The organism is Thermovenabulum gondwanense (assembly GCF_001601575.1).
Classification (GTDB): Bacteria; Bacillota; Thermosediminibacteria; order Thermosediminibacterales; family Thermosediminibacteraceae; genus Thermovenabulum; species Thermovenabulum gondwanense.
Genome location: NZ_LOHZ01000045.1, coordinates 25586 through 37496, shown reverse-complemented (window position 1 = coordinate 37496; position 11911 = coordinate 25586). Strand labels below are relative to the sequence as shown.

12 protein-coding genes and 1 tRNA gene are annotated in these 11911 nt (G+C 36.0%); 12 read left to right on the top strand and 1 reads right to left on the bottom strand.

Annotated features, from left to right (window positions below):
* The first annotated feature begins 5 nt into the window (after window positions 1-5).
* A tRNA-Asn gene (locus ATZ99_RS11200) sits at window positions 6-80 on the top strand.
* Window positions 81-419: 339 nt separating this feature from the next.
* On the opposite strand, the gene ATZ99_RS11195 is transcribed toward ATZ99_RS11200, so the two are convergent.
* Entirely contained in the window at window positions 420-1790 is a 1371-nt protein-coding gene (locus ATZ99_RS11195; protein ID WP_068749323.1) for a hypothetical protein, read from the bottom strand.
* Window positions 1791-2170: 380 nt separating this feature from the next.
* Here ATZ99_RS11195 and ATZ99_RS11190 point away from each other — a divergent pair, with 380 nt between their 5' ends.
* The 11 genes from ATZ99_RS11190 to queA all read left to right on the top strand — a co-directional run bounded on the left by ATZ99_RS11190 (window position 2171) and on the right by queA (window position 11893).
* Window positions 2171-3454 carry an FAD-dependent oxidoreductase gene (locus tag ATZ99_RS11190; RefSeq protein ID WP_068749322.1) on the top strand — a complete coding sequence of 428 codons (1284 nt, stop codon included), beginning with the start codon at window positions 2171-2173 and terminating at the stop codon, window positions 3452-3454.
* Between the two features lie 274 nt (window positions 3455-3728).
* Entirely contained in the window at window positions 3729-4415 is a 687-nt protein-coding gene (locus ATZ99_RS11185) for a cell wall hydrolase (protein WP_068749321.1), read from the top strand.
* Between the two features lie 122 nt (window positions 4416-4537).
* Complete coding sequence (locus tag ATZ99_RS11180) at window positions 4538-5191, top strand: YigZ family protein (protein ID WP_068749320.1); 654 nt, start codon at window positions 4538-4540, stop codon at window positions 5189-5191.
* A 22-nt stretch (window positions 5192-5213) separates the two neighbouring features.
* The gene (gene nadE / locus ATZ99_RS11175) at window positions 5214-5927 is read left to right on the top strand and encodes an NAD(+) synthase (protein ID WP_068749319.1); all 714 of its coding nucleotides are present in this window, start codon (window positions 5214-5216) and stop codon (window positions 5925-5927) included.
* A 71-nt stretch (window positions 5928-5998) separates the two neighbouring features.
* Window positions 5999-6724 (top strand): YebC/PmpR family DNA-binding transcriptional regulator, encoded by a 726-nt coding sequence (locus tag ATZ99_RS11170; protein WP_068749318.1) that lies wholly within the window; start codon window positions 5999-6001, stop codon window positions 6722-6724.
* 67 nt (window positions 6725-6791) lie between these two features.
* Entirely contained in the window at window positions 6792-7331 is a 540-nt protein-coding gene (locus ATZ99_RS11165) for a BofC C-terminal domain-containing protein (RefSeq protein WP_068749317.1), read from the top strand.
* 98 nt (window positions 7332-7429) lie between these two features.
* Complete coding sequence (ruvC, locus tag ATZ99_RS11160; RefSeq protein ID WP_068749316.1) at window positions 7430-7918, top strand: crossover junction endodeoxyribonuclease RuvC; 489 nt, start codon at window positions 7430-7432, stop codon at window positions 7916-7918.
* Window positions 7919-7921: 3 nt separating this feature from the next.
* Window positions 7922-8482 carry a Holliday junction branch migration protein RuvA gene (gene ruvA / locus ATZ99_RS11155; RefSeq protein ID WP_068749315.1) on the top strand — a complete coding sequence of 187 codons (561 nt, stop codon included), beginning with the start codon at window positions 7922-7924 and terminating at the stop codon, window positions 8480-8482.
* Between the two features lie 12 nt (window positions 8483-8494).
* A complete protein-coding gene (ruvB, locus tag ATZ99_RS11150; RefSeq protein WP_068749314.1) occupies window positions 8495-9493 on the top strand; it encodes a Holliday junction branch migration DNA helicase RuvB in 999 nt (332 codons plus the stop codon).
* Between the two features lie 15 nt (window positions 9494-9508).
* Complete coding sequence (locus ATZ99_RS11145) at window positions 9509-10861, top strand: SpoIID/LytB domain-containing protein (protein ID WP_068749313.1); 1353 nt, start codon at window positions 9509-9511, stop codon at window positions 10859-10861.
* A 6-nt stretch (window positions 10862-10867) separates the two neighbouring features.
* Entirely contained in the window at window positions 10868-11893 is a 1026-nt protein-coding gene (queA, locus tag ATZ99_RS11140; RefSeq protein WP_068749312.1) for a tRNA preQ1(34) S-adenosylmethionine ribosyltransferase-isomerase QueA, read from the top strand.
* The last annotated feature ends 18 nt before the right edge of the window (window positions 11894-11911 follow it).

Genomic DNA, 11911 nt, shown 5'->3' with positions numbered 1-11911 from the left:
AAAGTTCCTCGATAGCTCAGCGGTAGAGCATCCGGCTGTTAACCGGAGGGTCGCAGGTTCGAATCCTGCTCGGGGAGCCAATTTTTTATGAAATAAAAAAGCTATTGGAGATTTTCCAATAGCTTTTAATTTTTTATTGGTTTTCAAAAAGCCCCAGGTAGAAGAGGGTAGTAGAATGATGGTAAAAGATATTAAGATTTGATTTATCACCTTACTATATAGATGGATAATAGAGCTGATAAAATTAAATGATGGTAGGAGATAGAGTTCTTTTAGAAAGTACTTTAAAGCTTGGGGCGACTTTTAGAATATAAAAAAAAAGTTAAAATAGATAAAAAATGGATGCTATGAGAAGATAGATAAAAATTATAGGGGCATAAAATGCCCCTATAATATCGATAATGTGAAGGATAAGATTTCTACATAAGGAATAGAACGGCTGCAATAGTTGATACTATTAATCCAACTACAACTGGAATAAAATTCTTTCTCACAAGATCAAATACGGGCACACCTACTATTCCTGCAACAGCAACTAAGGAACTCCATGCAATTATTGTTCCTCCACCGGCCCAAATTGCACCCATTTGGCCAATTGCTGACAAAGCAGCGGCTACCTTAACGTTTCCTGCTGCCATCGCGCCGGCCAATGTACCTGTCATAGGAAGGCCGGAGAATCCCGAACCATCCAGTCCAGTTATTATACCGAGGATTAACATTCCAAAAGCAGATAAAAACCCTTTTGCAGGAATCGCAGAAGAAATTATTTTACCAATATCAAAAAGGTATCCGGGAGCACCTTCTCCTAAAATTGACTTTACAGCGTCGGGATTACCGAGGAAGAAAAATCCGGCTATGGGTAATATTTGACCCATTACTTTAAATGCAAACACAAGCCCATCGGTTAAATGATCCGCTATAATATCAAGCCCTTTACTACCTTCAACCCACAGAGTGGCAATAACCATTATTGTAATAGCTGTGCCACCCAGCAGTGCTGAAGCATCTCCGCCTCTAATATTAAACTTAAACATGGCGACTATGACTAATATTATAGAAATTAACAGCAACCAAACGAGATATGGTGCATGAAAAGTTTTTGCTTTTGCTCCCTTTTCTTCAATACTCTTTTTAGCTTCTTGATGGCCGGTTTTTATAAAGTTTTCGATATCATTTCTCATAAAAATATAAGCAAGAATTATAGCAGTAACACCTGTGATTATTGATAGTATTGCTGCGTAATTGGTGACAATAGGAATTGGAATACCCGCAGACTTTGCCGATAATCCCGGTGCACCTTGAATTACGAAGTCACCGGATAAAGCCATTCCCTGACCTGCAAGGGCTATTGCTACTGCTGCTGCCATTGGAGGAAGTCCGGCTTTAATGGCAGCGGGAACCAAAAGGGTACCTATCAAAGGAACCGCAGGAGTAGGCCAGAAGAACAAAGAAATTACGAAAGTTGAGATTACCAGCACGAGGTAGCTTATAAATGGTGAAACCATTAATTTTTTTAATGGAGCGACCAATAGCTCATCAGCTCCGGTCACGCTTAACGATTTGAGCATTGCTACCATTAAACCGATTATTACAAAGATACTGCCCAGTTCGGAAAGGGCCGCTATATTTGCACGAAAAACTGCGGTGACCGCACCAATTAGTGATCCCTTAAAAATCAATCCAATTAAAAAAGTAGAAACAATACAGGGAATAAGTACGTTCCTTCTAAAAATCATTGTGATAACTACCGCAAGGGTACCTAAGGCGTAAATCCAATGAGCAAGAGTCATATTTCAGCCTCCTTAGAAAATTTTTTAAAAAAATTTAATTATTTTGATCCCCTAAAATAATATTTTCTTAATCACCTCCTCATCAATGATGACAACCATCTTTATTATTATTAATTCTACCTGTAAAGAAAAAATCCTTTTTAAATTTAGAAAAAATTTTTTAATAACTTTTCATCTTTTATATTTTATATTTGAGCGATTTTCTTTATGCATGTATTAAGTGTATTCTCTAAATTTTGTCAAGGTATAAAAAATATTTTTTTAGTAATATGTAAAAAATAAAAAAGAAAAAAATATAAGCAGGATTATTAAAATTGAGGGAGAATATTATAAGTATAATACTCTTCATCAATGATGAGTAGTATAAGGAGGGTTAAAGAATGCCAAGAGTAATAATCATTGGAGGCGGATGGTCTGGATGTGCCGCTGCTTTGGCTGCAAAAAAAGCTGGTGCCGAAGTTTTTTTATTGGAAAGAACCGATATGCTTTTAGGTACGGGGTTAGTTGGAGGAATAATGCGAAATAATGGTCGTTTTACAGCGACGGAAGAAATGATTGCTATGGGAGGTGGAGAACTTTTTGAAGTAACTGATAATGTGGCAAGGCACAAAAACATAGAGTTTCCGGGGCATAAACATGCGACTTTATACGATGTGGCAAAGGTAGAACCAGCAGTAAAAGATTTGTTAAAGAGTAAGGGTATTAATATAAGAACTGAATGTAGAATTGTAGATGTAGAAATGGAAAACTCAAAAATTGTTGCGGTAATAAATGACGAAGAAGAAAGATATGAAGGAGATGTTTTCATAGACTGTACGGGTACGGCAGGACCACAGAATAATTGTACAAAATATGGTAACGGCTGTGTAATGTGCATTATTAGATGTCCAAGCTTTGGGGGCAGGGTGAGTATTGCAGGAAAAGCAGGAATTAAAGAAATGATAGCAAAAAAGGCGGATGGCACTTACGGAGCTATGAGCGGTTCCTGCAAACTTCACAAGGAATCCTTAGATCATAATATCGTAGATAAATTAAATAAAGAAGGGGTGGTAGTAGTACCCATTCCTCCTGAAGTAAGAGAAGATGAATATATTTTAACTGCAAAAGCCTGCCAACAATATGCATTAAAAGAATTTATCGAAAACATTATCCTTTTAGATACCGGGCATGCAAAATTAATGGCTCCTTTTTTCCCGCTGGAACAATTAAGGAAGATTCCCGGATTTGAAAATGCCAGGTATGAAGACCCCTATGCTGGAGGTAGAGGAAACTCAATAAGATATACAGCAATTTGTCCCAGGGATAATTATCTGAAGGCTGCAGGAGTCGATAATTTATTTGTAGGCGGTGAAAAAGCAGGTCCTCTTGTGGGTCATACCGAAGCAATTTGCACGGGTACCTTAGCCGGCGCAAATGCTGTAAGATTTGCAGCAAAAGCAGAACTGATTAATATCCCGGTGGATTTAGCTGTCGGAGATGCAATAAATCATGTAGGAGAACAGATGAAGACGGAAGAGGGAATAGCCAAAAAATACACTTTTTCAGGAGCTACCTATTTTGAAAGGATGAAAAAATTAGGATTATACACCACAAATATTGATGAAATTAAAGAAAGAGTCAAAAAAGCGGGAATGGAAAATATTTTTAATGTCAAGGTAATATAAAATTTTAAAAATGCTGTTGAACATTTTGTTCAGCAGCATTTTTATATAAAAATTTAATGAAAAATATGAATATTAAAATAGAAAAATTATACATTTTATATATAAAAGATAAGAAAGGGAGTATATTTATATATACTAAAAATGTTTACATAAAATGATTTATTAAAGAATCTTTAATTAAAATACAGGGATTTTTGCTTTTTTTAATTTAAAGTTTTTTGTGTTAAAATATTAGAAACATCCTTCTGGCCTCCCAAGAAAAGGAGGATAAAAAATGAGAAAAAAAATGCTTATTTTCTTTATAATTCTTTTGATGGGAATTCTTATTACCTCCCATGTTTTTGCATCGACGAGTGGGATAGTTTTAAAAGAAGGAATGAGAGGAAGAGAAGTTGCTTTATTACAGCAAAAGCTCAAGGAATTGGGTTATTACTACGGAAGTGTTGATGGAGTATTCGGTTGGAGAACAAAGCTTGCTGTAATGAACTTTCAGAGGTCGCGGGGATTAAAAGTTGACGGTATTGCTGGTTATTGGACATTAAGAGCTTTAAACTTAAGTTTCGATAATACTTACAGAGGATATGAAGGTAGGTTTTCAGCGAGAGATATTGAACTGCTGGCAAGACTTGTTTATGCAGAAGCCAGGGGTGAACCTTATATAGGCCAGGTGGCTGTAGCGGCATCGGTATTGAACAGGATAAAAAGTCCCTTATACCCCAATTCGATTCCGGAAGTAATATTCCAAATTGAGGGAGGCCGTTATCAGTATAGTTGCGTTCCGGATGGACAGATAAATTTAGTTCCGGATGAAACGGCAAGGAAAGCGGTCTATGATGCTCTTTCAGGTTTCGATCCTTCAAAGGGAGCAATAGGTTACTATAATCCAAAAAAGACTAATGATTTATGGGTACGGCAAAGGCCGGTAACCGTTATTATTGGAGACCACGTATTTTTTAAATAAAAAAGAAAATTTCATAAAAACCCTGTGGTTTTTAAATCACAGGGTTTTAAATTTAATATTGACTTTGTGCTATTAAAAAATAATAATTAAAATAGTATAAAAAAAGGTGTGAAAAACAAATTATGGCAATAATGGAATATCTGACGGTAAAACACGAATCGCAAGCGGAATTATTAATAAAAAAATCCAGGTTTATAGCTCATGTTAAATCGGTGGAAACTATAAATGAAGCGGAAACATTTATTTCTTCGATAAAAAGAAAATACTACGATGCCACACACAACACTTATGCTTTTAGCGTGGGCCTTGAGGTCGAGGAGATACAAAAATCAAATGATGATGGTGAACCGAGCGGTACTGCTGGAAAGCCAATATTAGAAATAATAAGAATGAAAAATTTAAAAAATACCGTGGTTGTAGTTACAAGGTACTTTGGAGGCATATTACTGGGAGCGGGAGGATTGATCAGGGCATATGGCGAATGTGCAAAACAAGGTATAGAAAAGGCGGGTATTATAAAAAAAATTAAATGTGATAGGTATTTAATGGAGGTAGATTATCAAATATTTAATAAGATAGAGAAACTCTTCAAGGAAAAAGGTTTTGTAATTAAAGAAAAACGATATTTGGAAAAAGTAATTTTTGAAATATTTAAACCCTATTATTTAGGTCTTTCTCCCGATGTGTTGGTAAAAGATAATGGATATTTAAATGTAACTGTTAGATGGTTAGGTAACGATTTTGCTGAAATAGATAACGATAATAATTTTATGTAAACAGTTAGAAGGAGGCATTACATTGAATACAGAAATACTTGCAGGTAAACTGGTGGATTGGCTAAAAGAAAAAGTTTACAGTGCTGGGGCAACCGGAGCAGTATTTGGTATGAGCGGCGGGATTGACTCGGCAGTGGTAGCGGTATTATGTAAAAAAGCCTTTGGTCAAGATATTCTGGGTCTATTCCTTCCCTGTTACAGTAGTAAAAAAGATGAGGAAGATGCAATAAAAGTTGCAAAAAAATTTGAAATCCCCTTAAAAAAAATTTCCCTGGACCCAGTTTATGATACCTTTTTGACTATTTTAGACCCCACTGAAAATAAAACGGCGAAGGCAAATATTAAGCCAAGGCTTCGTATGATTACCCTTTATTATTATGCTGCTTTAAGAAATTACCTGGTTATAGGGACGGGAAATAAAAGCGAGCTTACGGTTGGGTATTTTACAAAATATGGTGATGGTGGGGTTGACCTGTTACCGCTGGGTAATTTGGTAAAATCCCAGGTTAGGGATTTGGCAAGGTTTTTTGAAATTCCCGAGGATATTATTGATAAGCCTCCTACGGCCGGTTTGTGGGAAGGGCAAACCGATGAAGGAGAGATGGGTATATCTTATAAAGAGCTGGATACTTATATCTTAACGGGTGAAGCATTGCCTCACGTAAAGGAAAAAATAGAAAATATGAATAAAAAAAGTGAACATAAAAGGAGATTACCTCTTATACCACCTTTTTAACTTCTCTTCTTTTACTAATAATTTTTTTATGCTAAAATAATTTAGGAAGTTAAAAAAGGGAGGGGAGACAAATGTCGGGGCATTCAAAATGGGCAAATATCAAGCATAAAAAAGCAAAAATGGATGCTCAAAAGGGAAAGCTTTATACGAAGCTTAGCAAAATGATAATTGTTGCAGTTAGGGAAGGCGGCCCTGATCCTAATGCCAACAGCAAATTAAGGGATCTTATAGAAAAAGCGAAAGAAGCTAATATGCCCAACGAAAACATAATGCGGGCAATTAAAAGAGGTAGTGGAGAGTTAGGTGGCGAAAATGTAGAACATGTTATGTATGAAGGTTACGGTCCCGGCGGTGTCGCTATAATGTTATCGGCTATGACGGATAATAGAAACAGGACTGCCAGCGAAATTCGCCATCTTTTCGATAAATACGGTGGAAATCTCGGCGAAGCCGGTTGCGTAGCCTGGATGTTTGAAAAAAAGGGGCTTATTTTAATAGAAAAAAATGAAAGAACGAATGTAGATGACATTATGATGATTGCCATTGAAGCAGGAGCTGAGGATATACAGGAGCAAGAAGATTCAATAGAAATCACCACATCAACGGAAAATTATGAACAGGTAAAAAAGGCTTTAAAGGATAATAATATTGTTCTTTCTTCGGCCGAAATAACTTACCTTCCGAAAAGCACGGTAGAGGTAAGTGGCAAAGACGCGGAGATGTTGGAAAAATTGCTTGATGTCTTGGAAGATCATGATGATGTAGAAGAAGTGTATTCTAACTACGACTCTAAATAAAACCGAATTTGAATATTTCGACGTAAATATGGGCATACTAATTTCTTGAAATAAAGGAGGAATTAGTATGCCCAAAAAAATTTATTTTGTTTATTTTATAATTTTTTTTCTGGGAGTCCTGCTGGGAAGTATTTTTCCAAAAAATTATAATTTCCTTCCAAAATCCTCTGAACTTTCAAATATTGTTAAACATACCTTTGAAGATGAAATAATTACAGAAAAAACCAGAATAGTATGCTTTACATACTACAAAAAATGTGGACATACCAGGGTTTTTGATATACCTGTTCAAAAATATATTGGACAAAAGTTTACCGATTTTGAAAAGGGATTGGAAAGCGGTGTAAAAATAGAGAAATTTTCTTCGGATGAAATAATTATAAAAAAGGAAGAAGATTCTTATTGCGATGACCATTATTATATAGGGACAAAAGACGGTTTTGTTTCATTGTTTAAGGGAGTACCGGGAGAACCTTCGGTGATTATAGAAAAAACCGATATTCCCACCGATGTTTTGAAAGAAGAAGATAGGGATATTTTAGAACGGGGTATTGTTATAAAGGACAGGGAAGAATTTTATAAAATATTAGAAGGGTTAAGTAATTGATTTTTAAAAAGCTTTCTTTTAATATTTAAAAGAAGGCTTTTTTTATATTGAAGGAAAAAGCTCTATTGATGAAGAAATTATAAAAAAGGAGATATTTTATGATAGTAATAGGCATAGATCCGGGTATTGCAATTTGCGGTTACGGTGTTCTTTACGAAAAGGACAGGATCGAAGTAATTGATTATGGTGTTATTGAAACCGGGAGCGACCTTTCCAAGCCCAAAAGATTAAAAAAGGTGTATGAAAGTTATATAGAATTGTTGGAAAAGTACAATCCCGATGCTGTGGCGGTGGAAGAACTGTTTTTTAACAAGAATGCCAAGACGGCTATTTCCGTAGGCGAAGCCCGCGGGGTTGCGCTTTTGGCCGCTGCATTAAAAGGGGTGGAAATATATGAATATACACCTCTTCAGATAAAACAGATGGTAGTGGGATATGGATGGGCTAAAAAAAACCAAATACAGGAAATGACAAGGGTACTGCTTAATCTAAAAGAATTACCAAAGCCGGATGATGCTGCTGATGCTTTGGCGGTGGCCCTGTGTCATCTTTATTGTAAAAACATAGAAAAAATTTACGGGGTGTAAAAAATGTTCGAATTCATAAAAGGTATACTGATAGATTTAAACCCCTCTTTTGCCATTATCGAAGCAGGTGGCCTTGGATACAGGATGAACATATCCCTTAATACCTATGAAAAGATAAAAGAGTACATAAAACAAGAAATAAAGCTTTTTAGCTACTTAGTGGTTAAGGAAGATTCTTTAGATTTATACGGTTTTTACGACAGGGAGGAGAGGGATTTTTTTATTTCCCTAAATAAAGTTTCTGGAATAGGACCAAAACTTGCTCTTACGATATTATCGTATTCAGATGTAAATTTATTAAAAAAAGCAATCAGTTTTGAAGATGTCAGCAAGCTGAGTTCGATTCCCGGTATAGGGAAAAAAACGGCTCAGAAATTGATTCTGGAATTAAAAGATAAAATAAAATATATTGAAAGCGATTCAAATTCTATTTATGAAGCAAGGGAAGTACTATTAACCTTAGGATTCAAAATGGAAGAAGTAAACAAAGCCCTTTCAAATGTAGATAAAACAAAGGACACCGAGGAGATAATAAAAGAAGCTCTGAAGTTTTTTTCAAAATAGAGGTGATGTTTTTTGAAAGATAGAATTGTTACTCCTTTGTTGAAAAACAGCGAAGATGCTGAACTGGAAATAAGCCTTAGGCCAAAGACCTTTGACGAATACATAGGGCAGGAGAGCGTGAAAGAAAATCTTAGAATTTTCGTAAAAGCCGCACTGATGAGGAAAGAACCCTTGGATCATGTATTGCTTTACGGTCCTCCTGGTCTCGGTAAGACCACCTTAGCATTTATAATAGCTAAGGAAATGGGGGTTAATATAAGGATTACTTCCGGTCCTGCTATTGAAAGACCGGGTGATTTGGCAGCAATATTAACGGGTTTGGGAGAAGGCGATATACTTTTCATAGATGAAATTCACAGACTGCATCCATCGGTAGAAGAAGTTTTATATCCTGCGATGGAGGACTTTTGCTTGGACATAGTCATAGGCAAAGGACCTGCGGCAAAATCCATAAGGCTTAATTTAAAACCCTTTACTCTAATAGGAGCAACAACCAAAGCTGGTATGCTTACCTCTCCTTTAAGGGATAGATTTGGGGTAAGATGCCATTTGGAATTTTACAAAAAGGAAGAATTGATGTTGATTATTAAAAGAGCTGCTGAAATTCTCGGCGTAATTATAGATGTAGAGGCGGCAGAGAAAATTGCTGAATGTTCCCGGGGAACACCGAGAATTGCAAACCGCCTTTTAAGGAGGATAAGAGACTTTGCCCAGGTAAAAGCAAAAGGGATAATTACCCGGGAAGTGGCGGAAGAAGGTTTGAAATTATTGAATGTGGATTCCAAGGGGCTCGATCAAGAGGATAGAAGGCTATTGTTGACCATAATAGAGAGATTTAAGGGAGGGCCCGTAGGAATAGAGGCCTTGGCTTCAGCTTTAAATGAGGAAGTATCGACAATAGAAGATATTTATGAACCCTATTTATTAAAAGAGGGATTTATTATAAGGACCGCAAGAGGAAGAATGGCCGCTGAAAAGGCTTACGAGCATTTGGGTATTAAAAGGGATTGAAATGGGGTGCTATGGATGAAAAAATTTTTATTATCCTTTGCGATGATATTTTGGATCGTTCTAGCATTCGCTAATTTTCCGGTTTATGGTCAGGATGTATCTGAAAAAAATATTAGAATAGGACTTTTTTTTGATAAAACCGCAAAGGAAAGTTATACTATAAGATCAAGTTCGGGATTTAATATTTTGGTTAAACAAAATAATGAAAATGGAGAATTTAAAGTAATTGCTGAAATAGATTTTACTGAATTAGAGGTAGCCCTGCAAAATGGAAAAGTAATATTTTTAAAATCCGGTAACCCTATTTCCAATTTGAGTCTTGAGATATCACCGGAAAAACCCGTTTATATTTCCTCAAAATCTGGAATTATTTTTTTTGAAGGAAAGCAATACAGAGGTAATATTGGATTGTTCCCTGATTTATCAAAAAAAGGTATGACGGCAATAAATGAATTAAACATTGAAGAATACCTTTACGGTGTAATACCTCTTGAAATGGCACCTTCGTGGCCTATGGAGGCTTTGAAGGCTCAAGCAGTTGCAGCCAGAACTTTTGCGGTATACAACTTAAATAAATGGGCTAAGTACGGTTTTGATTTAACGGCAAATTCTTCTGATCAAGTTTACGGAGGTTATGATTGCGAAAGTCCGAGGACCAACCAGGCTGTAGAATTAACCCGGGGAGAAATAATATATTATAAAGATAAGCCCGTATTGGCCTTTTTTCATTCCAATAGCGGAGGATTTACGGAAGATTTCAAAGATTGGTACACACAGGAACTGCCTTATCTCAAATCAAAGAAAGACCTATTTTCAGAGGAAGTAGCGGATGTATGGGAAAAACATTTTTCTTTTGAGGAGCTGGGAAACTATTTAAAAACAATGGGCTTCGATCCCGGAGATATAACGGATTTTATAATTTCTGAGAGGAGCAGCACCGGTAGGGTAAAAAAAGTTATAATAAAAGGGACAAAAGGGGAAAAATCCTTTTCCTCTAATGAAATAAGAAATTTGCTTTCTTTAAAAAGCACTCTTTTTGAAGTAAACAAAAACATAACTACCGAAAGACAAATATATGCAATTACCGGTAATGGAATATTTAGTTTAAACGGTTTTGATGCTTCAGACAAAGTTTATATTGAATCAAAAAATGGTAAAAATTCCTTATCCGATTTATTAAACATTTATATTATGGGGAAAGATACTATAAATAAGCTCCAGGCCGCTTCCGGGATTAAAATTATCGGCCGAGGCTGGGGACACGGAATAGGGATGAGCCAGTGGGGTGCCAGGGTAATGGCAGAAAAAGGATATAATTATAAGGATATACTTTCTTTTTACTATACAGGAGTAACCATAGGGAGATGAAAAAATATGGATTTAAAAGAATTTTACTACGATTTACCCGAGGAACTAATTGCTCAGGAACCGTTAAAAGAAAGGGACAAATCAAGGCTTCTGGTTTTAAAAAAGGAAACCGGCGAAATGGAACATAAAATTTTTTATGAGATTATTAATTATATGAATGAAGGGGATTGCTTGGTATTAAATAATACGAAAGTGATACCCGCCAGGTTAATTGGTGAAAGAGAAGACACAAGAGGCACCATTGAGTTTGTTTTATTAAACAGAATAAAAGGGAATATATGGGAAGTACTGGTAAAACCCGGTAGAAGGGCAAAATTAGGGAAAAACTTTATTTTTGGTGATGGTTTATTAAAAGCAAGGGTGATTGATTACACTGAAGCGGGAGGAAGAATAGTAGAATTCTCTTATGAGGGGATATTTGAAGAGATTTTGGACCAACTGGGAGAAATGCCCGTACCCCCTTATATAAAAAAGAAGCTTGAAGAAAAGGACCGGTATCAAACTGTTTATGCTAAATTTCCCGGATCTGCGGCTGCACCAACGGCTGGTCTTCATTTCACCGCTGAATTATTAGAAAAAATTAAAGAAAAAGGTGTAAAAATTGCTTATATTACCCTGCATGTAGGGCTCGGCACTTTCAGACCGGTTAAGGTAAGAGAAATTGAAAAACACAAAATGCACGCCGAATACTACGAAATTTCTCAGGAAACAGCCGATATTATTAATAATACAAAAAAAGAAGGGAAAAGATTATTTGCGGTGGGGACAACTACGACGAGAACCCTCGAAACGGTAAGTGATCCCAAAGGATTTGTTACTGCGAAAAAAGGCTTTACGGATTTATTCATATATCCAGGCTATAAATTCAAGGCCATTGATGCTCTAATTACAAATTTTCACTTACCCGAGTCCACTTTGATAATGCTGGTTTGCGCTTTTGCAGGGAAGGAAAAAGTAATGAGATCATATGAAGAAGCTGTGAAAAATAGGTACAGGTTTTTTTCCTTTGGAGATGCTATGTTGATTGTATAGAAAGAAAGGAGGAAAGTT

Bases quoted from the DNA above. Each gene is read 5' to 3' on its own strand.
- ATZ99_RS11145 (WP_068749313.1), top strand. From the start codon at position 9,509: ATGAAAAAATTTTTATTATCCTTTGCGATGATATTTTGGATCGTTCTA.
- ATZ99_RS11165 (WP_068749317.1), top strand. From the start codon at position 6,792: ATGCCCAAAAAAATTTATTTTGTTTATTTTATAATTTTTTTTCTGGGA.
- ATZ99_RS11180 (WP_068749320.1), top strand. From the start codon at position 4,538: ATGGCAATAATGGAATATCTGACGGTAAAACACGAATCGCAAGCGGAA.
- ATZ99_RS11190 (WP_068749322.1), top strand. From the start codon at position 2,171: ATGCCAAGAGTAATAATCATTGGAGGCGGATGGTCTGGATGTGCCGCT.
- ruvC (WP_068749316.1), top strand. From the start codon at position 7,430: ATGATAGTAATAGGCATAGATCCGGGTATTGCAATTTGCGGTTACGGT.
- ruvA (WP_068749315.1), top strand. From the start codon at position 7,922: ATGTTCGAATTCATAAAAGGTATACTGATAGATTTAAACCCCTCTTTT.
- queA (WP_068749312.1), top strand. From the start codon at position 10,868: ATGGATTTAAAAGAATTTTACTACGATTTACCCGAGGAACTAATTGCT.
- ATZ99_RS11170 (WP_068749318.1), top strand. From the start codon at position 5,999: ATGTCGGGGCATTCAAAATGGGCAAATATCAAGCATAAAAAAGCAAAA.
- ATZ99_RS11195 (WP_068749323.1), bottom strand. From the start codon at position 1,790: ATGACTCTTGCTCATTGGATTTACGCCTTAGGTACCCTTGCGGTAGTT.
- ATZ99_RS11185 (WP_068749321.1), top strand. From the start codon at position 3,729: ATGAGAAAAAAAATGCTTATTTTCTTTATAATTCTTTTGATGGGAATT.